Here is a 24,508-nt window from a genome sequence, read left to right on the forward strand (position 1 = left end):
TACCACAAAATCCATGGAAGCTATGATATAATAACCTGTGAGAAGGTGATGAAGGTGAAAGCAGAATGGAGACTTAGAGTAACTAAATGCGATGTAAATAAACTAGCTAAGGAAGCTGGTGTAAGCAGTATAGTTGCCAAAATATTAGCAGGTAGAAAAATTCAAGATGCAGAAGAAGTAAAAAAGTTTATGAGTGCATCTTTAGATGATTTACATAATCCGTTTCTTATGAGTGATATGGATTTAGGTACAGATATAATATTAGATGCTGTAGATGAAGGTAAGAAAATTATTATTTATGGAGATTATGACGCGGATGGAGTCACAAGTACAACTATTCTTTATAAGGGACTCTTAAATTTACATGCTAATGTAGAGTATTATATTCCAGATAGAGAGACTGAAGGATATGGAATGTCCAAAGATAGAATCAAAATATTAAAAGAAGAAGGAGCAGAGGTTATATTAACTTGTGATAATGGAATTAGTGCTGTAGAAGAGGTTAAGCTTGCAAAGAAGTTAGGAATGCAGGTAGTGGTTACGGACCATCACGAGTTGCCTTTTATAGAGACAGAAGAGGGAAGAGAGTATATTATGCCTGAGGCAGATGCTGTTATAAATCCCAAAAGGTATGATTGTTCTTATCCTTTTAAATTTTTATGTGGTGCAGGTATCGCCTTTAAGTTTATACAAGCTTTATATTTAAAATTAGGCTTAGATGAGAAAGAAGCTTATAAATTTATAGAAATAGCTGGGATAGGGACTATATGCGATGTTGTGGATTTAATAGGAGAAAATAGAATCATAGCAAAAAATTCTTTAGAAATGATAAAAAATACTGAAAATCTTGGATTGAAAGCACTTATGGATGTTTTAGGTATAAAAGATAAAGAAATCAAATCTTATAATATAGGTTTTATGATTGGTCCATGTATTAATGCTACAGGAAGATTAGATACAGCTTCTTTATCTGTAGAATTGTTTACCACAAATGATATACATAGAGCAAAAGAACTTGCTAATATTTTATACGAATTAAATAAGATAAGACAAGATATGACAATGAAAAATGTAGATGATATTGTACAGATTATACAAAATTCTGATTTGAAAAATGATAAGGTATTAGTCATATATAAAGAAGATATTCACGAGAGTATTGCAGGAATTGTTGCAGGAAAAATAAAAGAAAAATTTAATTTACCAACTATAATATTAACAAAAGGAAAAGAAATGCCTAAGGGCTCTGGACGTTCAATAGAGGAGTACAATTTATTTGAGGAACTTTTAAAATGTAAAGATTTAATAGATAAGTTTGGAGGACATCCTATGGCTGCTGGACTATCTATTAAGAAAGAAAATATACCTATACTTAGAAAAAGACTAAATGAAAACTGTAAGCTCACTAAGGAAGATATAACGCCTAAAATTAAAATAGACAAAAGAATTCCTTTAGGATTTGTTAATGAGGAATTAATCAATAGTTTAGAAGATTTAGAGCCATTTGGAAAAGGAAATTCTGCACCTTTATTTGCTGAAAAAGGAATACTTATTTCAGAAATTAAATTTTTAGGGAAAGATCAAAACACACTAAAATTAAGTTGTTTCATTAACAATAAGGAAAAAATTGATGCTATAGCCTTTAATAGAGCAGATGAATTTAAAGAAATTATAAAAGAAAAATATGGTGATAAATTTGAGAAAATAATAAGTAACCCATCAGGGTTAAAGTTAGATATAATTTTTTATCCTATCATAAATGAATTTAATGGATACAGAAATAAACAGCTTAGAATAAAGGATTTTAGACTTTCATTATAAAGTAAAACTCTTCGTTTAAAATTTTGCGAAGAGTTTTTATTTGTGGTGAAAACTTAATGGAAAAAGAAGGAAAAAAGCTTGGCATATAGAATACATTTATATGTTAGATATTATCTTTGGAGGTAAATTGAATATGTATGAAATATATGACGAACTACCTTTTGGTGTAATAATTTTCAGTGGACTAGACCTCTCTATTCAATATATAAACTCTGCATTTTTAAAAATATTTGAATTTCAAGATGAAGAACTTGAAAAATCTATGGAAAATAACTCAAGTTTTAATAGAATAAAAAACATTTTAAAAGGATGTTTTGAAAATAAAGTTAGTAAAAAATTAAGAAAGGTAAATATAGTTCCTGGTAAATACTTAGATTTTTTTATAAACGCAAAAGAGGAGACTTTAGAAATATACACATATGATGTTACAGATTATATTAATGAAGAAAATAAAATAAAAGCAGAAAGAGATAAGTTTCTGAATATTTGGTCTGAAACTAAAACTAAGTGTGATATTTTAGAAAGATTAAGAATTAAGGAAAAAGAATATATACTACACTTAAAAAATGTAATTCACAATATGTCAGAAGGATTAATAGTTTTTGATAGTTATGGAAATTTAGATTTTTATAATAGATCAGTTTTTGATATGGGCAATTTGACTCTAAATCAAATAGAAAATGTCCAAGACTTTTTTAAATATATAGATGAAAACAACTTTCAAGATACCAAAAAAAGTTTACAAGAATTATATAATACACATTCCTTGAATTTAAATCCTATACATAATTTTATAATAAAGCTAAGAGATAAATTGAAAAATGATTTTAAGTATATAGAATTAAATTGGAACTTAGTGTTGGATGAAAATAAAAGGGTTGTAAATACAATAATAACTATGAAAGATGTAACTGAATTAAAAAATAATGAAATAAAGTTAGAAATACAAACAAAGGAATTAGAAAAGATGTCTAAAAGCAAAGATGAATTTTTTAATATGATTTCTCATGAACTAAGAACTCCTCTTACTATAATTCAAAGTTCTGTTCAATTAGCTAATGATATTTATAGAAAAGAGATTAGTTCAAATATAGAGAAAATATTATCTAAAGTTAATCAAAATTGTAGAATATTATTAAAGCTTATAAATAATATATTAGATATTTCTAAAGCAGAAGCCGGATTTTTGAATATAGACAATTCTTTTTTTGATGTGGTTTCTGTAACTGAAAACTTAATAGATTCTGCAAATTTTTATGCTAAAAGCAAAGGAGTAAATTTAATTTTTGATACTACAAAAGAGGAAGCTGTAGTAAATTTAGATAAGGACAAATATGAAAAAATTATATTAAATCTATTGTCTAATGCTATTAAATTTACTCCTAAAGGTAAAAGTGTAATGATTACTACTATTATTGAGGAAAATTATATAAAGGTTAAGGTCAAGGATGAAGGGATAGGGATTCCAAAAGAAAAATTAGAAAATATATTTGATAGATTTGTGCAAGTACCAAATCCTCTTTCGAATAATTCTCAAGGTACAGGTCTTGGATTATCTCTTGTAAAAAAGTTTGTTGAACTTATGAAGGGAGATATAAAAGTAAAAAGCAAATTAGGTGAAGGAACTGAATTTATTGTTATATTTAATGTCAAGCATAAAAATTGGCAAAATGAGAGATGTCCTTACAGGCAAGAATCTAATATAAATAATAAGGTAGATTTGGAGTTCTCAGATATTAATTAAAGAGGATAGGCAGATTTTCTACCTATCCTTAATTGTAATACATTCTATTTTCTATTTAATTATTGTAGATTGTTTCTTTCATAATGTTCTATCATAGTTTTAACCATTTGTCCGCCAATTGAACCTGCCTGTCTTGCAGTTAAATCTCCATTATAACCATTCTTTAAAGGAACTCCCACTGCATTAGCAGCTTCCATTTTAAATCTATTTAATCCTTCTCTAGCTTCAGGTACTAAAGCTCTATTATTTCTTGCCATTTTAAATTCCTCCTTTTTTATATGGCTTATTTGTGTTACATTAGTATCTTAACCTTTTTTAAGAATAATATATTAGTAGGTTAGAGGTACAAGTTCAAGTTTGTACTTATAATAGAAAAAAGGAGGTTGGTTGTAATTTTTTTGTTGACAACCTATAATCTATAATAGAAAATTAATAAGGAAAGTTTTAAAATTAAATATATTAAATTTATTATTTTGAAATTTATTGATTTTGAAATATAATTTTTTATGTTTTTTAGTAATGAGTTAGGAGATGATCTCGTGAAAAAATATAAAGTTATTATGACTGGAGGAGGTTCTGCTGGTCACGTTACTCCTAATCTGGCGCTTATACCTAAGCTTTTAGAATTGGGATATGAAATCCAATATATAGGGACGGAGAAGGGAATAGAAAGAAAAATTATACAAGAAGAAGGATTGAAATACCATATAATTTCAAGTGGAAAGTTAAGAAGATATATGGATCTAAAAAATCTTTCAGATCCATTTAGGGTATTAAAGGGGGTTTTTCAAGCTTTTAATATAATAAGACATGAGAAGCCCAATGTAGTATTTTCAAAAGGAGGATTTGTATCTGTTCCAGTAGTAATTGGAGCTTATTTGAATAGAGTACCGGTAATTATCCATGAATCAGATATTACGCCAGGGCTTGCAAATAAAATATCAGTTCCTTTTTCTACAAAGGTTTGTGTAACCTTTCCTGAATCAATAAAACATATTAAAGGTAATAAAGGAGTTGTTACAGGTACTCCCATAAGGGAAGAAATTCTTAAGGGAAGTAAATTAAAGGGAAGACAAATATGTGGGTTTCATGACGAAAAACCTATTCTTATGATAATAGGAGGCAGTCTTGGTTCTAAAATTATTAATGATGCTGTAAGAAAAAAGATTAATGTATTTTTAAAACAATACAATATAATTCATATATGTGGAAAAGGTAATTTAGACGACAGCCTTTGTTCCAAAAAAGGTTATAAACAATTTGAGTATGTAAGTGAAGAATTACCTCATTTAATGGCTGCAGCAGACATATTTATATCAAGAGCGGGTGCCAATGTAATTTTTGAATTGTTAGCACTTAAAAAGCCTAATTTGCTTATACCATTATCTGCAAAAGCTAGCAGAGGAGATCAAATATTAAATGCTAGATCTTTTGAGAAAAGTGGATATAGTATGGTGCTTGAAGAGGAAAATCTCACAGGAGATTCCCTCATAGAAAGTGTAGATAAATTGCTTAAAGAAAAAGATATATATATTAAGAATATGAATAAAAGTTCTGTAAAAAATGGAGTAGATGAAATAATAAATTTGATAAAACAATATACAATTTAATATTTATAAGAAAAAGCTAAAAATAAGATTTCGCTTTTCTTATTTTTAGCTTTTTCTATATTTATAATATAACTTATTTAAAGTCAGAGTTTGCAAAAAAATCATCAATAATCTTTTCTGCTAAGCGTTTTAAAATATTTGCCTCATTTATTAAGGCTAATACTGTAATAAGCATTTTTTCAGATTTCATATTTGATGAATTTAATTCTTGAGTATTATTATGGATAATATCCATTTTTTCAGATAGACTTTCATATATTTTGTCTGTTTGGTCTTTTTTTATATTTAAGAAAGACTGGTATATTTTTTGAATTTCTAAGTGTGCATTTTCATCAGATTCTAAGGTTTCAATTACATCTTTAAATAACAAATAAATATCGCTAATAGACAGACTTTGTTTTAAATAATATATAAGAATAAGCAAAATAATATGGGTTTTACTATATTTTTTTTTATTAGGAGGTATAAGTATTTTTGCTTTAGTGTAATTATTTATCATTGTTTTTGTAAGTATTTTATCATTATCATTTCTCTTTGAATGAGATAATTTGTCATTAAAAAGGGTTATAACTTGATCCATATATAAATCCAAATCTGGAATATCTGAAAGTCGGATATTTTCATATAAAAATATTTTTTCTAATAGTGAGTTTATTTCTTTTTTATCTAATTCCATTTCAAGCACTCCCAACCATATAATTAATTAAAATTCTAACATAAGTATACTACCATTTCAATATGAAGTATTTAAGACTACATATGAAAATATTAGTGATATAAAAGAATAAATAGATAATAGAAGTAAAATTAGTATTAATCCATAAAGTTCTAATAATATAATAAGAATTTGGTGAAAATAACTAGATATAAAGGTTATAATTCATGAGATATTGTGATAAAATAACAATACAAGATGATTTAGTATTAAAAACTACGTTATATATTTTTGATTGCAATAAAATAAATATACATATTATGAAATGGAGTGATAGGAATGATTAATAAATTTAGAGAACCAGTTAGTGGATTAACGCATTTATTTGGAGCGGTAGCGTCCATTTTTGGAATGGTTTCACTTATAAAATATGAAGCTACAATTCCAAGTGCTACACCTTTGGCTTTTCTGGCAGTAACTATGTTTGGGTTGAGTCTGATACTTCTTTATACAGCTAGTACAGTATATCATTTAATAAAGTCTTCTGATAAAGTTATTAAGACATTAAGGAAACTTGACCATTCTATGATTTACATTTTGATAGCCGGAACCTATACACCTATATGCTTAATATCTTTACATGGGTATTTAAGATGGGGAATGTTCATAGGTATATGGAGCTCTGCATTGTTAGGAATAGCATTTAAAATGATATGGTTTAATGCCCCAAGATGGCTATCAACCTTGTTTTATATATTATTGGGCTGGCTTGCAGTATTTATTGTTTCACCTCTTTCGAAAGCTATGGCAGTACAAGGACTTGTCTATCTGTTTTTGGGAGGAATATTTTATACTATAGGTGCATTAATATACGCTACAAAGTGGCCTAAATTTAAATCAAAACTTTTTGGCTTTCATGAAATATTTCATTTATTTGTTCTAGCAGGAAGCTTTTGTCATTACTTCATGGTATTTAGATATGTTTTATAAGAGGGCAGTTTCATTACTGATTTTTTTATATTACAATATTATTTTGACATATAATGAAAAAATAGAATGAAAGAAGTGAATTATTATGGATAAATTAAATTCTATAGAAGAAGTAAGAAGTTTTATAAAGGAGAATTCATTAGCTTTATTATATATTTCAACGGGAAGTTGTGCAGTATGTCATGCGTTATTGCCTAAAGTGAAGGAAATGTTACTCAGATATCCTAATATAATTTTCAGGAGAATAGACATAGATGAGATTACAGAAGCTTGTGGGGAATTCTCTGTGTTTACAGTACCAGCAATAATTTTTTATATTGAAAGCAAAGAAGTTATTAGAAAAGCTAGATTTATAAGTATAAATGAACTCGAAAGCAGTATAAGAAGATATTATTATATGCTAAATGAAGGCGTCTATGGCGCCTTCATTTAATAAAAATGCTGCACATTTTTATTAGTAAATGACTTCGCTTAAAAACAATCCATGAGCAGGGGCGGTAGGAGGAGCCATAGAGCGATCTTTTTGTTCCATTATATTTTTTATATCTTCTGGAGTTATTTTACCTAGTCCTGCCTCAATCAGTGTTCCTGCCAAGATCCTTACCATTTTGTATAAGAATCCATTTCCCCTAAATACTATATCTATGTCAGCATTATTTTTTATTATATTATATGGAATATATTTCTCTAACAGTAGACTTCTTTTTAGATTTTAGAGCAGTAAAGCTTTTAAAGTCATGTTTACCTATAAAAACAAAAGCAGATTCTCTCATTTTTTCAATGTTTAATTCTTCTTTAACATGATAGGAATATTTTCTTTTAAAAACATCATGAGTACTGTCATTATATATTTTATAAGTGTATATTTTTTCAAGAGCGTTATATCTGGCATGAAATCTGTCATCAACATCCTCTGCCTTTTTTATAACTATATCTAAAGGAAGAAACTTATAGCAATCTTCTAGAAGCTTTTCATTAGATATATTACTATTGGTTTTGAAGTTTGCTATTTGATTATAGGCATGAACTCCTGCATCGGTTCTTCCAGAACCTATAAGTTCTATATTTTCTCCAGTGATTTTGCCTAATACTTTTTCTATCTTACCTTGAATGGTATTATTCTCATTTCCAAGTCTTTGCCATCCTTTATATTTAGTTCCATCATATTGTATAGTTAATTTTATATTTCTCATAGTCCTCACCTTGAAATAATTATATTTTTATATTTGATTATTTTAATTTATAATAAAGGAATAATCAAATTTATTATAAGCAAATTTCACATAAACTTCTAATAAATAAAGTGTATAACTTGATAAAATTAATTTAATCTTCTATAATTAGTACTTATTGAACAAATGTAAAGTATTGGGAGTTGATGTTTTGAAAAAAGTTATAATTGCTGAAAAGCCATCAGTTGCTAGAAATATTGCAGATGCTTTAAATATAAAAACAAGAAAAAATGGATATTTTGAAGGAAGTGATTATTTAATAACCTGGGCTTTTGGGCATTTATTGCAATTATTTGATGCAAAAGACTATGATGAAAGTATGAAAACTTGGAAACTTGATAAATTTCCATTTATGCCACAGGAATTTAAATATAAGATAAAACAAGATACTAGAAATAAGAATGTTTCAGATAAAGGGGCAGAAAAACAGATTAATATAATTAACAGCTTAATAAATAGGGAAGATGTAGATGGAATTATTTCTGCCACGGACTATGATCGAGAGGGGCAATTAATTTCTGATGAATTATTTTTATATTTTCAAGTAAAAAAACCTATATATAGACTATTGTTGAATGAATGGACTCCAGAAGAAGTTAAAAAAGGAATGAAACAATTAAAGAATAATCAAGAAATGAAACACCTTCAAGATGCTGGAATGGGAAGACAGTTGGCAGACTGGATTATAGGAATTAACTTAACCTCTGTAGCCACATTAAAATATAAGTTAAATAAAGATAAAATACTTAACATAGGAAGAGTACTACTTCCAACACTTAAAATAATATATGATAGAGATAAAGAGATAGAAAATTTTAAGGCTACAACTTATTATAAACTAGTAGCAAATTTTAAAGCTAAAAATAATGAGGAATTTCAAGGAACATATTATGAAAATGATTCGGAGAAATTTGAAAATAAAGATTATCTTAATAGAATCAGCAAAATATTAGTGGGAAAAACAGGCGAAATAGTATTAAAGAAAACAGAAAAAAAGAAAGAATATCCTCCTTTATTATTTAACTTGTCAAACCTTCAAGGATATATTACTAGTAAATATAAGGGCTGGACATCCGATAAGGTGCTAAAGATTGCACAATCTTTATATGAAAAAAAGTTTATAACTTATCCTAGAACAGGAAGTGTTGCTTTAGAGGAAAGTTTAGAAGAAAGAGCAAAAAGAGTACTAGATGTTTTAAAGAAAGGTTTACCCTATGAAAAGGATATTAAATTTATAAAAAGCAAAAGAATATTTGATAATTCTAAAGTAGAAAGTCATAGTGCTATAATGCCCACTTATATAAAGCCAACAGGATTAAGCAAAGATGAACATATAGTATATGAGGCAATAAAAAACAGATTTATAATGCAGTTTATGCCTATTGCAGAATTTGAAGAAACAAAAATTACTATTAAAGTTTTTCACGAAGAATTAAAAGGTATATTTGTATCCAAAGGGAAGGTTCAAATAATTGAAGGATGGCGTGCTGTAGAAAAAATAGATACTAAGGACACTATACTTCCCATGGTTAAGGAAAAAGATATGGTTGATGTAATAGATAATAAAGTAAACTCAATAACTAAAAAACCTCCAAAACATCATACAGAAAAGACTCTATTAAGAGTAATGGAGACTTGCGGGAAAAGTTTTAAAGATGAAGAAGATTCAGAGGAGATTATGGCATCTATATTAAGTGGATTTAGCATAGGCACTCCAGCAACGAGGGCAGAAATCATTAAAAAGTTGAAGGAGATAGGATATATACAAGCTAAAGGAAAAAGCCTTACTTGCACAGAACTTGGGAGAACTATTGTTGAAATATTTCCTGTGAAGGAACTTTTGGATTTAGAGTATACAGGTAGACTAGAGAAAACTTTATCGGATATAGAGAAAGGAAAAGTTAAGAAAGAGGATTTTTTAAAGTTGATTAAAGATTTTACTATAAGTGCAGTAGAGTCTATAAAAAATGATACATATGCTATAAATAATTTTAAGGTACAGCTTCCAAAAGGCGTAGAAAGTTTAGGAAGCTGTCCTAATTGTGGGAATCCAGTGATAGAAAGTACAAAAGCTTTTGGATGTAGTAATTGGAAGAATGGTTGTAAATTTGCTGTATGGAAGAACGATAAGTACATAGAGTCTTTTGGGAAAAAGGTCACCAAGGAAATGGTTAAAATTCTTCTAAAAAACGGGAAAGTAGGATTTAGGAATCTTAAGAGTAAAAAAGGAAATGTTTTTTCAGCATATTTTAGATATGAGAAAGAAGGTAAGACTGGATATTATAAATGGAGGATAGAATTTATAAAGTAATGAACATAAAATAATAAAAAGCACCAAGCTGCTAGTTTAAACAGCTTGGTGCTTTTTAATCGAGAAGTTTATTAGCTTCTTCAGCTAGCTCGCAAATCAATTCTTTGACGGTACATATTTTATTTATTTTATAAGAATTTGAACCTGAAAAAACTAATCCGTTTTCAATATCTCCTTTTACAGCATCTATCAATGCTTTAGATATGCAGTAAGGAGTTTCTTTAGGATTGCAGGGTTTTAAGCAATTGTAACATTTGGTTACTGGAATAGAAGAATCTTTTACAAGTTGTGCAAATTTATTGTTTAGTGCTCTTCCAGGCATACCTACTGGGCTTTTAATTAAAACAATATCATCTTTTGATGCAGAAATATAGGCTTTTTTGAAGTTAATGTGAGCATCACATTCTTCCGTAGCTACAAATCTTGTGCCCATCTGAACACCTTCAGCTCCTAATTTTATCATGTTTACAATATCTTTTCCATCAAAAATTCCACCAGCAGCAACTACGGGTATATGCCTACCGTACTCTTTTTCTAAGTCTTTAGTTACTTTTAGTACATCTTTTGTTATAGAGGAGATATCTAGATGTTTATTAAAAGTTAATTCTTCTTTTGAAAATCCGAGATGGCCTCCAGCATTAGGACCTTCAACAATTATTAAATCCGGTATATAATTAAATTTTCTAATCCAAAGTTTTGAAATAACTAAGGCTGCCCTGCCAGAGGATACAATAGGTGCGATTTTTGTTTTAGAGTCTTTTATAAGTTTAGGTAGGGTTGAAGGAAGACCAGCGCCACATATGATTAAATCTATATTTTCTTCTACTGCTGTTTTTACTAAATCTTCATAATCATTTGCGGCTACCATAATATTTACTCCTAAAATTCCCTGAGGACTTAACTCTCTAGCTTTTTTAATTTCACTTTTCAAAGCTCTTATGTTAGCTTGTTTGGGATTTAGCTCAAAATCATCTTCTTTAAAACCTATTTGAACTGCTGATATAACGCCTATTCCGCCAGCATTTGCTACAGCAGAAGCTAAACTTGAACCAGATACTCCAACACCCATGCCACCTTGAATAATTGGAACTCTTGCTATTAATTCACCTAACTTTAAGGGTGGTAAATTCATAATATCGACTCCTTTAAAATATTTAGATGCTTTGAATGACAAAATGTTTGATAATCAAAGTATATTCTATATAATTTTGTATGTCAATAAAAATGCCTTGTATATAAAAAAATGTTGAAATATTATTATCTATAGGATAAATTTGATATATATTAGATTTATATATTCCATGAAACATATATTGAAAAGGATGTGTTTGCATTAATGAAAGAACAAATTGATATAAAGGATATAATAAAAAATAAAAATTTAGAGATTAAATTTGAACCTGTAGCATCTGTTATTAAACAATCAATTATAGGATTTCAAGCTTCAAGTAATGGTTGTACTATAGGCGGAAAACAAATTTCTATGTGTAAATTATTAGAACTTGCAAAAAGTGAAGATATGACAATTGAATTAGATAGGCTTTATAGAGAAAAAGCCGTTGAAAGTTTTTCAAAGATATATTATGAAAATAGAGAGATGTTGTTATTTTTAAATATAAGTGCATCAATAATAACAAGATTTATTGGTTCAGGAATAATAATGGAGCTTATTAATGCATTTAAATTAAATCCTCAAAATGTAGTTTTAGAGATAGTTGAAGATAAAATAGAAGATGTTGAAAGCATAAAAAAATTTATAAATTTTTATAGGAGCCACGGATTTATTGTTTCTTTAAGCGATATAGGTTATGGCTTAGCTAATTTAGACAAGATTTCTTATGTAGAACCTGATATTATAAAAATAAGCGGTGCTATAACGAATAACATAGATTTAGACTATTATAAGCAGGAAGTATTCAAGGCTCTAGTAAATCTATCTAAAAATATTGGAGCATTGGTTATTGGAGATGGAATTGAGACAAAAGAGGAAGCCTTAACTGTGATGGAATTAGGAGCAGATATGATAGAAGGAAGATTTTTTGGACTATCTACTATAAATGAAGAGTTTGTATATAGAGTTAGAGAAAAATTAAAAAGTCTATCAATAGAATATAAAACTTATATGATATATAAGACAAATTTAGAGAAAAGTAGATATAGATTATATGAAAATATTATAAATGAAGTTTTAAGAGAACTATCTAATAGCAGTGAAAATGAATTCGATTCTAAGCTAAAAAGAGTTATAGATAGATGCGATGTATTCGAATGTATATACGTATTGGATGAGAATGGAATACAGGTTACAGACACTTTTACTTACTGTAAAAATATGATTTCTCAGAAAGCGTTGATATTTTATCCTGCTAAACAAGGAACAGACCATTCTCTTAAGAAATATTACTATTTTCTTAGAAACATGGCATTAAATAAGTATGTTACAGAACCGTATGTTTCTTTGGCTACTGGAAACTTGTGCATAACAATATCTTCCGTTTTTAAAAATATAGATGGTAGGGAATATATACTATGTATAGATTTTAATCCTAAGTATATAGATTTATAAAAATTTATGTAAAGCACAGTTAATACCTATTAATATAAGTTATATTCTATACTAACTTATAGGCTTATTATATAAATTTTATGCGAGAAGGTAGGAGTAAAAATGGACTTATTTGATCTTGCACTAAGTAAAAATAATACTGTTAAAAAACCATTAGCTGAGAAAATGAGGCCTAGAAATTTAAATGAATTTTTTGGGCAGGATAGTATAGTTGGAAAAGGAAGATTGTTGAGAAGGCTTATAGAAACTGATAATTTAACATCTATAATTTTATATGGACCGCCAGGAGTTGGGAAAACTACATTAGCACATATTATATCTTTAGAGACTAAAAGTGAATTTGTAAAACTAAATGCTACATCTATAGGAGTCAAGGAAATAAGAGATTACATAAATAAAGCAGAGGAACTTTTGAAGTTGTATAGTAAAAGAACAATATTTTTTATTGATGAAATTCATGCACTTAAAAAAGGCTCTCAGCAGGATTCGCTTTTAGACGCAGTGGAAAAGGGAACTGTAATTCTAGTTGGTGCAACCACTGAAAATCCTTATTTTGAAATAAATAGAGCACTTTTAAGCAGATCAAAAATATTTCAACTGGAATCCCTCAATAAAGAGCAGATTGTTAAAATACTAGAAAATGCTTTAAAAGATAAGGAAAGAGGATATGGAAGTTTAAAGATAAATATTGATAAAGAAAGCTTAGGACTTATAGCAGAACTGTCTGGTGGAGATGCGAGAAATAGCCTTAATACTTTAGAACTAGCAGTATTATCTACAAATAAGAACAAAGACGGCATTATTGACATAGACAAAGAAACGATAAAAGAATGTATACAAAAGCCTGTGGTTAACTATGATTCTAGTGGAGATAATCATTATGATATTATTTCTGCTTTTATAAAAAGTATTAGAGGCTCTGATGCCGATGCTGCTCTATATTGGTTTGGAAGAATGATAGAAGGAGGAGAAGATCCTAGATTTATTGTAAGGAGATTAATAATCCATGCTTCAGAGGACATAGGAATGGCAGATCCTAGAGCCATGCTTATTGCTCATGCTGCATCAAATGCTCTTGAAACTGTTGGAATGCCAGAAGCAAGAATTCCAATAGCTCAGGCTATAATATATCTTGCTAAGGCACCAAAATCTAATTCTGTACTTTTAGCCGTAGATAAAGCAATATCAGATGCTAAGATTTATCAGTATAGGGTTCCTCATCATCTTCGAGATAATCATTATAAGGGTGCAGAGGATTTGGGTAATATTGGATATAAATATCCTCATGATTATCCTGGACATTATGTTGAGCAAGAATATTTTCCAAGGGAAATGGGGAAAAAAACATATTATGAGGAAAAATGAAGAATCAATGTTGACAAATACACTCGGGTTTGATATTATATTCATGAAATCAAAGTAGAACACTCGGGATTAAGGAGTGATTAAATGAAGTTATCTACAAAAGGAAGATATGGGGTCAAAGCTATGGTTGATTTAGCAATACGATATGGTGGAAACCCTGTTTCTATAAAGAGTATAGCGGAGAGGCAAAATCTATCAGAGTTTTACCTAGAACAACTTTTCGCACCGCTTAGAAGAGCAAAACTTATAAAAAGTATAAGAGGAGCACAAGGAGGATATGTTTTAAATAGACCTCCAAAAGATATTACTGTTGCAGATATAATAAATGTATTAGAAGGACCTATAGAAATATCATCTTGTTTAGATAAAGCTGAATGCGATAATATGGATATTTGCCCAACCAGGCTTCTATGGGAAAAGATAAAAAAGAGTATAGACGATGTAACAAACTCTATTACATTACAGGATATGGCAGACGATTATAATAATATGATAATGAACAGGAGTGAAAATCATGAATAACAAAATTTATATGGATTATTCAGCAACTACATACACAAAGCCTGAAGTTTTAGAAGAAATGCTTCCTTATTTTACTGAAAGCTTTGGTAACCCATCCTCTCTTTACACTCTTTCTGATAATAACAAAAAAGCAATCAGTGTAGCGCGAGAGAGAGTAGCAAAGGCTATAAATGCTGATGCTAACGAAATATACTTTACAAGTGGTGGTTCTGAAGCTGACAACTGGGCTATTAAAGGAGTAGCTTTTGCTAAAAAGGATAAAGGAAATCATATAATTACTTCAGCTATAGAACATCATGCCATTATTAATACATGCAAGTTTTTGGAAAGAAATGGGTTTGAGGTAACTTATTTGCCTGTAGACGAATATGGATTTGTAAATCCTGAAGATGTTAGAGCAGCTATTACAGATAAGACTATACTAGTTTCTATCATGTTCGCTAATAATGAGATTGGTACAATTCAACCTATAAAAGAAATAGGAGCTGTTTGTAGAGAAAAGAAAGTATTATTCCATACAGATGCTGTTCAAGCAGTAGGGCATGTGCCTATAGATGTAAAGGAAATGAATATAGATTTACTTTCTATGGCAGCTCATAAATTTTACGGACCTAAAGGAGTAGGAGCTCTTTATATAAGGCGTGGAATCAAAATTGAGAATTTAATACATGGTGGCGGTCAAGAAAGAAGCAAGAGAGGAAGTACGGAAAATGTACCTGGAATAGTTGGTATAGGTAAAGCTATTGAACTTGCAATTTCAAATATGGACGAAGAAGGAAAAAGATTATCTGCTCTTAGAGATAGATTAATAAAAGAACTTACAGAAAAAATACCATATACAAAGTTAAATGGTCCAACTGGAGATAAAAGACTTCCAAGTAATGTAAATATGAGCTTTATAGGTATAGAAGGAGAGACCCTATTACTAGATTTAGATGACAAAGGAATATATGCTTCAACAGGAAGTGCGTGTGCATCAGGTGATTTAGAAGCTTCTCATGTATTACTTGCTATAGGACTAGATCACGGCGTAGCACACGGTTCTCTAAGATTGTCTTTAGGTGAGAAAACAACTGAGGAAGAAGTAGAATATGTTATAAGAGAACTTCCTAAGATAATAGAAAGAAGAAGAGAGATGTCCCCATATTGGGAGGCCTTCTTAAAAGAGAAAGGAGAAAGATAATATGTACAGCGAAAAAGTAATGGATCATTTTAGAAATCCAAGAAATGTTGGAGAAATTGAAGACGCAAATGGTATTGGAGAAGTTGGAAATCCACAGTGTGGAGATATTATGAAGATATATTTAAAGATTGAAGATAATATAGTTAAAGATATAAAGTTTAAGACATTTGGATGTGGATCTGCTATAGCATCTTCAAGTATGGCAACAGAATTAGTGAAGGGAAAAACTGTTGAAGAAGCTTGGAATTTAACAAATAAGGCTGTAGCAGAAGCTTTAGATGGTCTTCCACCAGTAAAAATGCATTGCTCAGTATTAGCTGAGGAAGCAATACACAAGGCTATAAATGATTATAGAATTAGACAAGGACTTGAGCCTTGGGAAACTAAAAGCCATTCTGAACATATTCATGAACATGTTCATGGAAACTAAATAAAAGATTAAGGGTTAAGTGCTGGATAACGTACAGTATAAGTTATTCAGCACTTTTGAATATTTTTTGGATTAAGTGGGAAACATAGGTATATGCAGAGAAGTAGTTTTAAGTTGATATAAGATATGAGGGGTTTTTTATGTATAGAAGTAAAGATTTTATGCTAATGGAGGTTATGGATATAAGCGGAAAAAAGATTGGTTTTATTAAGGATATACTGATTGATTTCAATAAAGGGTATATAACTGGATTTTCTATTTCATCCACTAGATTATTAAAGAAAGACTATACTGTTAGAAAAGAAAATATTATAAGTTTTAATAATAATATGGTAATTAGCGAAATTAGTGAAGAATGTGAACTAAAACTTTCAGATTTTAAAGGTATGGATGTAGTAAATAACAAAGGTGATATAATTGGAATGGTAGAAGATATTATTTTTAATAATGAAGATTTTAAAATAAATGGTCTTATAGTTTCAACTGGATTTATTCGAAACCTTATATATGGAAAGCAAATATATCTTATAAAAGAACTTATACTTGGAAATAAAAATATATTATATTTTAAAGAAGGTAATAATATGGTTTTTAGGACTGTACCTCATAAACTAATGGAAGTAGATAGCAATGAATAATATACTAAAAAATAAATCCTTAACAATAATATTATTTAGTTTTGTAATTATAATCTGTATTATTTTTATTTTAAGAATAGAAGCAATAAAAGAAATACTAGTTTTAATTGTGTTCTCATTTATATTGGCATATACTCTGAAACCTATGTACTCTCTGTTAATAAAAAAAGGTATTAATTCTAAGGGGGCAGCTCTTACACTAATAATAGGAGTTCTATTATTTGTTCTTCTAATTTTTATAGTCTTAATACCTTCTATATTTAAAGAAGGTTTAAGTTTTACAGACAGTTTGAAGGAATTTGAAGAATATGCAACAAGTTTTCATATGAAATTAAGGTTATTGAGGAATAATAAGATAGTCTATGGAGTTTTGAATACTGTATATAAAAAATTAAATAGGTATTTAATTAAAGTATTTGACAATATGCTAGAATATACGGCAAACCTTGGAGAAAATGCACTAGCATTTGTAGTAGTGCCCATAATAACATACTATTTTCTTTGTGATAGTGAATATATAGAAAGCAAAGTATTGCTTTTATGCCCTATAAAAGCTAGAAAAATAATTAAAAGAATAAATAAAGACATAGATAAGATTCTAGGAAGGTATATTATAGGGCAGTTTATGTTATGCCTTTTGGTGGGGATATTAACATTTATTGTATTACTCATATTAAAAGTTAGATTTCCTCTAATTCTTTCTATATTAAACGGAGCATTTAATATAATACCTTATTTTGGTCCTATTATTGGTATGATACCAGCTGTAATTGTTGCCCTCATAGAATCGCCTAAGTTAGGTCTATACACGCTTATATGGTTATATCTTATTCAATTATTAGAGGGGAATATCATTTCGCCTAAGATAACAGGAGATAGCGTTAGTATGCATCCATTAGGAGTAATAATAATACTTCTTCTAGGAGGTGAAATTGGAGGATTTTTAGGCATGATATTAGCTGTACCAATAGGAGTTATAATAAAGGTAATATATGAAGATTTAAATTATTATTTATTTTGACTGTTTAATTCATGCTTTTGTACTGTATTGACATAAATAGTATTTTTTCATATAATCAAAATGTCTTTTATTAAAAATTTTATACTATAATGCGATGATTAGAAGGAGTAAAGGCTGTCATATCATAAAGAGAGGAAGTGGTTGGTGAAAACTTCTTGATATAGGTCATTGAAGCTGTCTAGGAGCTATAAATGTTTGAGAGATATTTAATACATAGCAAATATATGACTATGTATTTATATAAGTAGGGTGGTACCGCGGAAACTTTCGTCCCTTAGTGGGATTGAAGGTTTTTTTGTTTAATATTCTACATAAATGACTAAAGTAAATGGAGGTAAATAAAAAATGAAAAAAATGGGATTAAATGAAATTAGAGAATCGTATTTAAGATTTTTTGAAAGCAAAAATCATTTGAGGCTTCCAAGTTTTTCACTAGTACCTAAAAATGATAAAAGTCTTTTGCTTATAAATGCTGGTATGGCTCCATTGAAACCATATTTTACAGGGCTACAAACACCGCCAAATAAAAGAATTACTACTTGTCAAAAATGTGTAAGAACAGGAGATATTGAAAATGTAGGAAAGACATCTAGACATGCTACTTTCTTTGAAATGCTGGGAAATTTTTCGTTTGGAGATTATTTTAAAAATGAAGTAATTCCATGGGCTTGGGAATATGTAACTGAAGTTTTACAAATACCTAAGGACAGGCTTTATGTAACTATCTATTTAGAAGATGATGAAGCTTATGAAATATGGACATCTAAAACAGATGTTAATCCTAAACATATATTTAGACTAGGAAAAGAAGATAATTTTTGGGAGCATGGAGTAGGACCTTGCGGGCCTTGTTCTGAAATACATTATTATAAAGATGAAGGTGAGATTGTATCTGTAGAGGATTTTGTAGAAAAATCTGATAATGACAGAGCAGTTGAATTTTGGAACTTAGTATTTACTCAATTTGATAAAGATGAAGATGGAAATTATAATAAATTGGCTTTTCCTAATATTGATACAGGTATGGGGCTTGAAAGAATGGCTACTATTATGCAAGGAGTAGATACTATATTTGAAGTGGATACTATAAAAAGTATACTAGAAAAAGTCTCAGAATTATGTGGAATTAAGTATGGAGAAGATAAATCGAAAGATGTATCATTGAGAATAATAACAGATCATGTAAGAAGTATAACTTTTATGATAAGTGATGGAATACTACCTTCTAATGAGGGAAGAGGATATGTTTTAAGAAGATTATTGAGAAGAGCTGCAAGACATGGAAAATTACTTGGAATAGAAGACATATTCTTACATAAAATAGTAGATACAGTTGTTGAAAATTCAGGAGAAGCTTATCCGGAATTAAAAGAAAAAATTGATTATATTAAAAAGGTTATTTCTATTGAAGAAGAAAGATTTAGTGAAACTATAGATGCTGGAATGGAGATACTAAAAGAATATATAGAAGAAGTTCATAAAAGCAATCAAAAAGTTTTATCTGGTGATAAGGTATTTAAGTTATATGATACTTATGGATTTCCACTTGAACTTACTCAAGAAATATTAGAAGAAAAGGAAATAGCCATTGATATTGATGGATTTAATGAAGAAATGAAAGTACAAAGAGAAAGAGCTAGGGCTGCTAGGGAAGAAAATACTTATATGGGAACAGATATAAAAATAATTGATACAATACCTTCTGAAATAGAAACAAGATTTAAAGGATATGATACTTTAGAATTAAAATCAAATATAAAAACCCTTATAAAAGATGATGCATTTGTGGATTCTATAGAAGAAGGAACAAAAGGAGTAATAGTTACAGAAGAAACTCCTTTCTATGCAGAAATGGGAGGTCAAGTAGGAGATAAGGGTATAATTTTTAATGATAATTTTACTGCTAAAGTAGAAGATTGTAAAAAGAATATAGGAGGAAAAACAGTTCATTTTGTAGAAGTAGTTAAAGGCAGTGTGAATTTAAATGCAGAAGTAACTTTAAAGGTTGATAAAGAGAGAAGGCAAAAAATTGCTAATAATCATAGTGCTACTCATCTATTACACGCAGCATTACGTAAGGTATTAGGAGATCATGTACATCAATCAGGTTCATTTGTAGATGATGAAAGACTAAGATTCGACTTTACACATTTTGCAGCTGTAACTGAAGAAGAATTAAAGAATATAGAGGATTTAGTAAATAAAGAAATCTTAAAATTAAATAATGTGAACACAGAAGAAATGACTTTGGATGAGGCTAGAAATTCTGGTGCTATGGCTTTATTTGATGAAAAATACGGAGATAAGGTAAGAGTGGTTAGTATTGGAGATTTTAGCGTAGAACTTTGCGGAGGAACTCATACTAGCAACGTAGGAAAAATAGGATTGTTTAAGATAGTGTCAGAAAGCGGTATAGCAGCTGGAATAAGAAGAATTGAAGCCGTAACAGGAGCTAAAGCCTTAGAATTGATAGAAAGCAAAATGAAATTATTAAAAGAAATCTCTGAAGTATTAAAATGTTCAGAAAAAGATATAATAATGAAATTAAACCAGCAAGCTGGCGAAATAAAAGAAAAAGATAAGGAAATAGCAGTGCTAAAGTCAAAACTTGCTAGTGGGGCAGAGGATGAAATATTAAAAAATGTTAAAGAAATAAATGGAGTAAAATATGCTGTTGGAGTTCTAAAAGATGTTGATGGAGAAGCTCTTAGAAATCTTGGAGATAAGATAAAAAATAAAATAGGCAGTGGAGTAGTTGTTCTTGGAAGCATAAATAATAATAAGGTACAATTTTTAGCAATGGCTACAAAAGATACAATTGATAAGGGAGTTCATTGTGGAAAAATAGTAAAAGAAATATCGGTAATAGCTGGCGGCGGCGGAGGAGGAAGACCAGATATGGCACAAGCAGGAGGAAAGCTTCCTGAAAAAGTAGATGAAGCAATAAAAGAAGTAGATAAAGTTATGGAAAAATTAGTAAAATAGTATACTTTTTATTGATTTTGGGTTATAATAAGTTTAAGTAAGTTAATGTATTGGTGCGGCATGTCTTTAAAAAAGGGGTGAGACAAATATGAGCATTAATGAAGATACTATGCAGTTTGATATACAAAAAAATAAGAAGGAGCTCACTAGAAAAATATTAACTGAAGTTAATGATGCTTTAAAAGAGAAAGGATATAATCCTATTAACCAGTTAGTTGGATATTTAATTTCAGGAGATCCTACTTATATAACAAACTATAATGGTGCGAGAGCTTTATTAAGAAAATTAGAGAGAGATGAGATTCTCGAGGAAGTTCTAAAAGTTTATTTGTCAATTAAATAAAGATGCCCTTATGGGCATCTTTATTTTAAGATTACACATAATAAATTTTAAGGAGAAGCTTTATGAGGATACTAGGGTTAGATGTAGGAGATAAAACTATAGGAGTGGCAGTTAGTGATCCATTAGGACTTACTGCGCAAGGAATTACAACTATCAACAGAAAGAAGGAAGACGATGATATAGCAGAGTTAAAGAAAATTTGTGAAGAATATAGTGTGGAAACTATAGTTTGTGGACTTCCTAAAAACATGAATGGTACGCTTGGAGAGCAAGGGAAAAAAGTATTAGAATTTTGCAATATTCTTAAAGAAAAGGTGAAAATCCCAATTAAAATGTGGGATGAAAGGCTTACAACAGCTGCTGCTGAGAGAGCTATGTTAGAAGCTAATTTATCTAGAGCAAAAAGAAAGAAAATAGTTGATAAAATGGCAGCGACGTATATTTTACAAGGGTATTTAGACAGTGTTTAATATAATAAGAGTTATATGTAAAAAATATATGAAAGGAGAAAACAAATATGGAAAATGATTTTAATACAATAGTACTAAAAGATGAAAATGGAGATGAAGTTGAATTTGAACTCATAATGAAATTTGATATAGAAGACAAAGAATATGTAATCGTTGCACCAGTAGATGATGAAGAAGCAGATGCAATTGCATTTAGAATAGACAAAGATGAAAATGGAGAAAGTTTGTTTGTTACTATAGAAGATGACAGCGAATTCCAAATGGTACAGGAAGCTTATGAGACTCTAAGCTTAGAAGATGATAGATTAAATTAAGTAAATTGTTAACTAGCAGTAATGATTATCAATTGACAAAAAAACAATTTAGTATTAAACTGATTGTAAGCTAATAGCTTAGTAAATAAAAGTAGATATGTGTTTATTAGGGAAACGAGGTATTATAATGTCTAAAACATCTCCAATGCACGTTGAAAGATTAAAGGAACAATTAAAACTAAAAGGGTATAAATTAACTCCTCAGCGTAGAGCAGTAGTAAATATGGTTATAGAAAACAGAGGCAAACACCTTACTGCAGAAGAATTATATGATCTTGTAAAAAAGGAATGCCCTGAGATTGGATTAGCAACAGTATATAGAACCATACAGCTTTTAGAAGAAATTGGTTTGTTAAGTAAGTTAAATTTGGACGATGGATGTAATAGATATGAGTTAATTGATGAAAATGAGGTGCATCAGCATCATCATTTGATATGTAGAAAATGTGGTAAAGTAATTGAAGTAGAAGAAGACTTATTAGATGCAATTGAAAAAAATGTTGAAAAACAATATAAATTTAAAATTGAAAATCATAGTGTTAAATTTTTAGGGATTTGTGAGGAATGTTTTAAAATTAAATAATTATCTATATTTATATAATGTTTACAATTGTTTATCAAAGGAGGGGAGACATTGAAAAAAGAAAAAGATAAAATTAAAATCATACCATTAGGTGGATTGAATGAAGTCGGAATGAATATGACCGTATTCGAATATAAAAATGAAATTATAGTAGTAGATTGCGGACTTAAATTTCCAGATGATGAAATGTTGGGAATAGATGTTGTGATACCAGATACAGGTTATCTGTTAAAAAATAGAGATAAAGTCAAAGGCATATTCCTAACTCATGGTCATGAAGATCATATTGGAGCTTTACCATATGTTCTTAGAGAAGTAAATGTACCTGTATATGGAACTAAACTTACAATTGGAATGGTAGAAACAAGATTAAAAGAAAGTGGACTATTAAGTTCATCAACTTTATGTCGTGTACAACCTAAAGATATTATAAAACTTGATAATATGTCTGTAGAATTTATAAGGACTAGCCATAGTATTGCAGATTCAACAGCAATAGCAATTCATACTCCAATAGGAATAGTATTACATACAGGTGATTTTAAAATTGATTATACTCCTATAGATGGTCAGGTAGCGGATTTAGCAAGATTTGCAGAACTTGGTAAAAAAGGAGTTATAGCGATGCTTGCTGATAGTACCAATGTAGAGAGACCAGGATATACAATGTCAGAGAGAACTGTAGGTGAAACTTTTGAAAATATTTTTGCTAAGGCTGATGGAAGAATAATTGTTGCAACATTCGCATCAAATGTCCATAGAATTCAACAGATAATCACAGCATCGTCTAAATTTGGAAGAAAGGTTGCTGTATCTGGAAGAAGTATGGAAAATATAGTGGCTGTAGCTCTAGAACTTGGATATTTGCAGTGCGAGAAAAATAGTCTCATTAGTATAGATGAGGTTAAAAAGTATCCTAACGACAAGATAACCATAATAACCACAGGAAGCCAAGGAGAACCAATGTCAGCGCTTTCAAGAATGGCTTCTTCAGACCATAAGAAAGTAAATATAGTAGAAGGAGATATGGTTATTATTTCAGCAAGTCCTATACCAGGAAATGAGAAGCTGGTTTCTAAAGTTATAAATCAATTATTTAAGCAAGGTGCAAATGTTATATATGAAGCTTTAGCAGATGTGCATGTTTCAGGTCATGCTTGTCAAGAAGAGCTAAAATTAATGCATACATTAGTAAAACCTAAGTTTTTTATACCAGTACATGGAGAATATAGAATGTTAAAGCAACATTCAGAACTTGCAATGAAACTTGGAATGCCTGAAAATAATATAGTTATATGCGAAAATGGAGAAGTTATAGAAGTAAGCAAAGATAATATTAAAAAAACTGGAAGTGTTGTTGCAGGTCAAGTTTTCGTAGATGGATTAGGAGTTGGGGATGTAGGAAATATAGTATTAAGAGACAGAAAACATTTATCTCAAGATGGAATTTTGACAGTAGTTGTGACTATTGCTAAAGAGGATGGAAAAGTTATAGCAGGTCCAGACATAATTTCAAGAGGCTTTGTTTATGTAAGAGAATCTGAAGATTTAATGGAAGAGGCTAGAATTATAGTGAGAGATGCTTTGAGAGAATGTGAAGAAAAGCATACTACTGAGTGGGCTGTTATAAAATCTAAAGTAAAAGAAGCTTTAAGAATGTTTTTATATGAAAAAACAAAAAGAAAGCCTATGATACTTCCAATTATTATGGAAGTGTAAATTACG

Annotated in this window: 22 protein-coding genes, 1 pseudogene and 1 other annotated feature; of the genes and pseudogenes, 19 read left to right on the forward strand and 4 right to left on the reverse strand. The window is 29.3% G+C overall.

Features of this window, described 5'->3' with window-relative positions:
- Positions 1-48 precede the first annotated feature (48 nt).
- Positions 49-1,821 (forward strand): single-stranded-DNA-specific exonuclease RecJ, encoded by a 1,773-nt coding sequence (gene recJ / locus CPAL_RS01970; protein WP_423237156.1) that lies wholly within the window; start codon positions 49-51, stop codon positions 1,819-1,821.
- A gap of 133 nt (positions 1,822-1,954) precedes the next feature.
- Entirely contained in the window at positions 1,955-3,565 is a 1,611-nt protein-coding gene (locus CPAL_RS01975; protein ID WP_061857552.1) for a PAS domain-containing sensor histidine kinase, read from the forward strand.
- Between the two features lie 59 nt (positions 3,566-3,624).
- Here CPAL_RS01975 and CPAL_RS01980 read toward each other — a convergent pair whose 3' ends face one another.
- The gene (locus CPAL_RS01980; protein WP_061857551.1) at positions 3,625-3,822 is read right to left on the reverse strand and encodes an alpha/beta-type small acid-soluble spore protein; all 198 of its coding nucleotides are present in this window, start codon (positions 3,820-3,822) and stop codon (positions 3,625-3,627) included.
- A 282-nt stretch (positions 3,823-4,104) separates the two neighbouring features.
- Here CPAL_RS01980 and CPAL_RS01985 point away from each other — a divergent pair, with 282 nt between their 5' ends.
- The gene (locus CPAL_RS01985) at positions 4,105-5,175 is read left to right on the forward strand and encodes an undecaprenyldiphospho-muramoylpentapeptide beta-N-acetylglucosaminyltransferase (protein ID WP_106024008.1); all 1,071 of its coding nucleotides are present in this window, start codon (positions 4,105-4,107) and stop codon (positions 5,173-5,175) included.
- A 73-nt stretch (positions 5,176-5,248) separates the two neighbouring features.
- Here the strand turns inward: CPAL_RS01985 and CPAL_RS01990 are convergent, their stop codons facing one another.
- Positions 5,249-5,851: a DUF1836 domain-containing protein gene (locus CPAL_RS01990; protein WP_061857550.1), complete on the reverse strand. Its 603-nt coding sequence runs from the start codon at positions 5,849-5,851 to the stop codon at positions 5,249-5,251.
- A gap of 318 nt (positions 5,852-6,169) precedes the next feature.
- On the opposite strand from CPAL_RS01990, the gene trhA reads away from it, so the two are divergent.
- The gene (gene trhA, locus CPAL_RS01995; protein ID WP_420535954.1) at positions 6,170-6,820 is read left to right on the forward strand and encodes a PAQR family membrane homeostasis protein TrhA; all 651 of its coding nucleotides are present in this window, start codon (positions 6,170-6,172) and stop codon (positions 6,818-6,820) included.
- 85 nt (positions 6,821-6,905) lie between these two features.
- A complete protein-coding gene (locus CPAL_RS02000) occupies positions 6,906-7,253 on the forward strand; it encodes a thioredoxin family protein (RefSeq protein ID WP_061857549.1) in 348 nt (115 codons plus the stop codon).
- Between the two features lie 21 nt (positions 7,254-7,274).
- Here the strand turns inward: CPAL_RS02000 and truA are convergent.
- Positions 7,275-8,013, reverse strand: a pseudogene (gene truA / locus CPAL_RS02005) (tRNA pseudouridine(38-40) synthase TruA).
- Between the two features lie 190 nt (positions 8,014-8,203).
- On the opposite strand from truA, the gene CPAL_RS02010 reads away from it, so the two are divergent.
- Positions 8,204-10,363, forward strand: a complete 2,160-nt coding sequence (locus CPAL_RS02010) for a type IA DNA topoisomerase (protein WP_061857547.1) — start codon at positions 8,204-8,206, stop codon at positions 10,361-10,363.
- Between the two features lie 55 nt (positions 10,364-10,418).
- On the opposite strand, the gene CPAL_RS02015 is transcribed toward CPAL_RS02010, so the two are convergent.
- Positions 10,419-11,495, reverse strand: a complete 1,077-nt coding sequence (locus CPAL_RS02015; RefSeq protein ID WP_061857546.1) for an NAD(P)H-dependent flavin oxidoreductase — start codon at positions 11,493-11,495, stop codon at positions 10,419-10,421.
- A gap of 204 nt (positions 11,496-11,699) precedes the next feature.
- Between CPAL_RS02015 and CPAL_RS02020 the strand changes: the two genes are divergently transcribed.
- The 13 genes from CPAL_RS02020 (at position 11,700) to CPAL_RS02080 (ending at position 24,502) form a co-directional block, all read left to right on the forward strand.
- Positions 11,700-12,929: an EAL domain-containing protein gene (locus tag CPAL_RS02020; RefSeq protein WP_061857545.1), complete on the forward strand. Its 1,230-nt coding sequence runs from the start codon at positions 11,700-11,702 to the stop codon at positions 12,927-12,929.
- A 102-nt stretch (positions 12,930-13,031) separates the two neighbouring features.
- Positions 13,032-14,294: a replication-associated recombination protein A gene (locus CPAL_RS02025; protein ID WP_061857544.1), complete on the forward strand. Its 1,263-nt coding sequence runs from the start codon at positions 13,032-13,034 to the stop codon at positions 14,292-14,294.
- An 84-nt stretch (positions 14,295-14,378) separates the two neighbouring features.
- A complete protein-coding gene (locus tag CPAL_RS02030; RefSeq protein ID WP_061857543.1) occupies positions 14,379-14,816 on the forward strand; it encodes an RrF2 family transcriptional regulator in 438 nt (145 codons plus the stop codon).
- Complete coding sequence (gene nifS / locus CPAL_RS02035; protein WP_061857542.1) at positions 14,809-15,999, forward strand: cysteine desulfurase NifS; 1,191 nt, start codon at positions 14,809-14,811, stop codon at positions 15,997-15,999. Before CPAL_RS02030 ends, nifS begins: the two co-directional genes overlap by 8 nt.
- Position 16,000: 1 nt before the next feature.
- The gene (gene nifU / locus CPAL_RS02040) at positions 16,001-16,429 is read left to right on the forward strand and encodes a Fe-S cluster assembly scaffold protein NifU (protein ID WP_061857541.1); all 429 of its coding nucleotides are present in this window, start codon (positions 16,001-16,003) and stop codon (positions 16,427-16,429) included.
- A 140-nt stretch (positions 16,430-16,569) separates the two neighbouring features.
- The gene (locus CPAL_RS02045; RefSeq protein ID WP_082787812.1) at positions 16,570-17,067 is read left to right on the forward strand and encodes a PRC-barrel domain-containing protein; all 498 of its coding nucleotides are present in this window, start codon (positions 16,570-16,572) and stop codon (positions 17,065-17,067) included.
- Positions 17,060-18,088, forward strand: a complete 1,029-nt coding sequence (locus CPAL_RS02050) for an AI-2E family transporter (protein WP_061857540.1) — start codon at positions 17,060-17,062, stop codon at positions 18,086-18,088. The genes CPAL_RS02045 and CPAL_RS02050 overlap by 8 nt, the downstream gene beginning before the upstream one ends.
- An 85-nt stretch (positions 18,089-18,173) precedes the next feature.
- Positions 18,174-18,366, forward strand: a binding site (T-box leader).
- Between the two features lie 67 nt (positions 18,367-18,433).
- Positions 18,434-21,073 (forward strand): alanine--tRNA ligase, encoded by a 2,640-nt coding sequence (gene alaS / locus CPAL_RS02055; RefSeq protein ID WP_061857539.1) that lies wholly within the window; start codon positions 18,434-18,436, stop codon positions 21,071-21,073.
- A gap of 88 nt (positions 21,074-21,161) precedes the next feature.
- Complete coding sequence (locus CPAL_RS02060; RefSeq protein ID WP_061857538.1) at positions 21,162-21,416, forward strand: IreB family regulatory phosphoprotein; 255 nt, start codon at positions 21,162-21,164, stop codon at positions 21,414-21,416.
- Positions 21,417-21,478: 62 nt separating this feature from the next.
- Positions 21,479-21,886 (forward strand): Holliday junction resolvase RuvX, encoded by a 408-nt coding sequence (gene ruvX / locus CPAL_RS02065; protein ID WP_061857537.1) that lies wholly within the window; start codon positions 21,479-21,481, stop codon positions 21,884-21,886.
- 47 nt (positions 21,887-21,933) lie between these two features.
- Positions 21,934-22,200 carry a DUF1292 domain-containing protein gene (locus CPAL_RS02070; protein WP_061857536.1) on the forward strand — a complete coding sequence of 89 codons (267 nt, stop codon included), beginning with the start codon at positions 21,934-21,936 and terminating at the stop codon, positions 22,198-22,200.
- A 127-nt stretch (positions 22,201-22,327) separates the two neighbouring features.
- Positions 22,328-22,783, forward strand: a complete 456-nt coding sequence (locus CPAL_RS02075) for a Fur family transcriptional regulator (protein ID WP_106024009.1) — start codon at positions 22,328-22,330, stop codon at positions 22,781-22,783.
- A 51-nt stretch (positions 22,784-22,834) separates the two neighbouring features.
- Positions 22,835-24,502 (forward strand): ribonuclease J, encoded by a 1,668-nt coding sequence (locus tag CPAL_RS02080; protein ID WP_061857534.1) that lies wholly within the window; start codon positions 22,835-22,837, stop codon positions 24,500-24,502.
- Positions 24,503-24,508: the final 6 nt, after the last annotated feature.

The sequence above is a fragment of the Clostridium thermopalmarium DSM 5974 genome, from assembly GCF_002995795.1.
Classification (GTDB): Bacteria; Bacillota; Clostridia; order Clostridiales; family Clostridiaceae; genus Clostridium_H; species Clostridium_H thermopalmarium.

Coding starts and splice junctions, on each gene's coding strand:
- CPAL_RS02045 (WP_082787812.1), top strand. CDS start 16,570: ATGTATAGAAGTAAAGATTTTATGCTAATGGAGGTTATGGATATAAGC.
- CPAL_RS02070 (WP_061857536.1), top strand. CDS start 21,934: ATGGAAAATGATTTTAATACAATAGTACTAAAAGATGAAAATGGAGAT.
- CPAL_RS02030 (WP_061857543.1), top strand. CDS start 14,379: ATGAAGTTATCTACAAAAGGAAGATATGGGGTCAAAGCTATGGTTGAT.
- CPAL_RS02060 (WP_061857538.1), top strand. CDS start 21,162: ATGAGCATTAATGAAGATACTATGCAGTTTGATATACAAAAAAATAAG.
- CPAL_RS02050 (WP_061857540.1), top strand. CDS start 17,060: ATGAATAATATACTAAAAAATAAATCCTTAACAATAATATTATTTAGT.
- CPAL_RS02020 (WP_061857545.1), top strand. CDS start 11,700: ATGAAAGAACAAATTGATATAAAGGATATAATAAAAAATAAAAATTTA.
- nifS (WP_061857542.1), top strand. CDS start 14,809: ATGAATAACAAAATTTATATGGATTATTCAGCAACTACATACACAAAG.
- ruvX (WP_061857537.1), top strand. CDS start 21,479: ATGAGGATACTAGGGTTAGATGTAGGAGATAAAACTATAGGAGTGGCA.
- alaS (WP_061857539.1), top strand. CDS start 18,434: ATGAAAAAAATGGGATTAAATGAAATTAGAGAATCGTATTTAAGATTT.
- trhA (WP_420535954.1), top strand. CDS start 6,170: ATGATTAATAAATTTAGAGAACCAGTTAGTGGATTAACGCATTTATTT.
- CPAL_RS02025 (WP_061857544.1), top strand. CDS start 13,032: ATGGACTTATTTGATCTTGCACTAAGTAAAAATAATACTGTTAAAAAA.
- CPAL_RS02075 (WP_106024009.1), top strand. CDS start 22,328: ATGTCTAAAACATCTCCAATGCACGTTGAAAGATTAAAGGAACAATTA.
- CPAL_RS02015 (WP_061857546.1), bottom strand. CDS start 11,495: ATGAATTTACCACCCTTAAAGTTAGGTGAATTAATAGCAAGAGTTCCA.
- CPAL_RS01975 (WP_061857552.1), top strand. CDS start 1,955: ATGTATGAAATATATGACGAACTACCTTTTGGTGTAATAATTTTCAGT.
- recJ (WP_423237156.1), top strand. CDS start 49: ATGAAGGTGAAAGCAGAATGGAGACTTAGAGTAACTAAATGCGATGTA.
- CPAL_RS02000 (WP_061857549.1), top strand. CDS start 6,906: ATGGATAAATTAAATTCTATAGAAGAAGTAAGAAGTTTTATAAAGGAG.
- CPAL_RS01980 (WP_061857551.1), bottom strand. CDS start 3,822: ATGGCAAGAAATAATAGAGCTTTAGTACCTGAAGCTAGAGAAGGATTA.
- nifU (WP_061857541.1), top strand. CDS start 16,001: ATGTACAGCGAAAAAGTAATGGATCATTTTAGAAATCCAAGAAATGTT.
- CPAL_RS01990 (WP_061857550.1), bottom strand. CDS start 5,851: ATGGAATTAGATAAAAAAGAAATAAACTCACTATTAGAAAAAATATTT.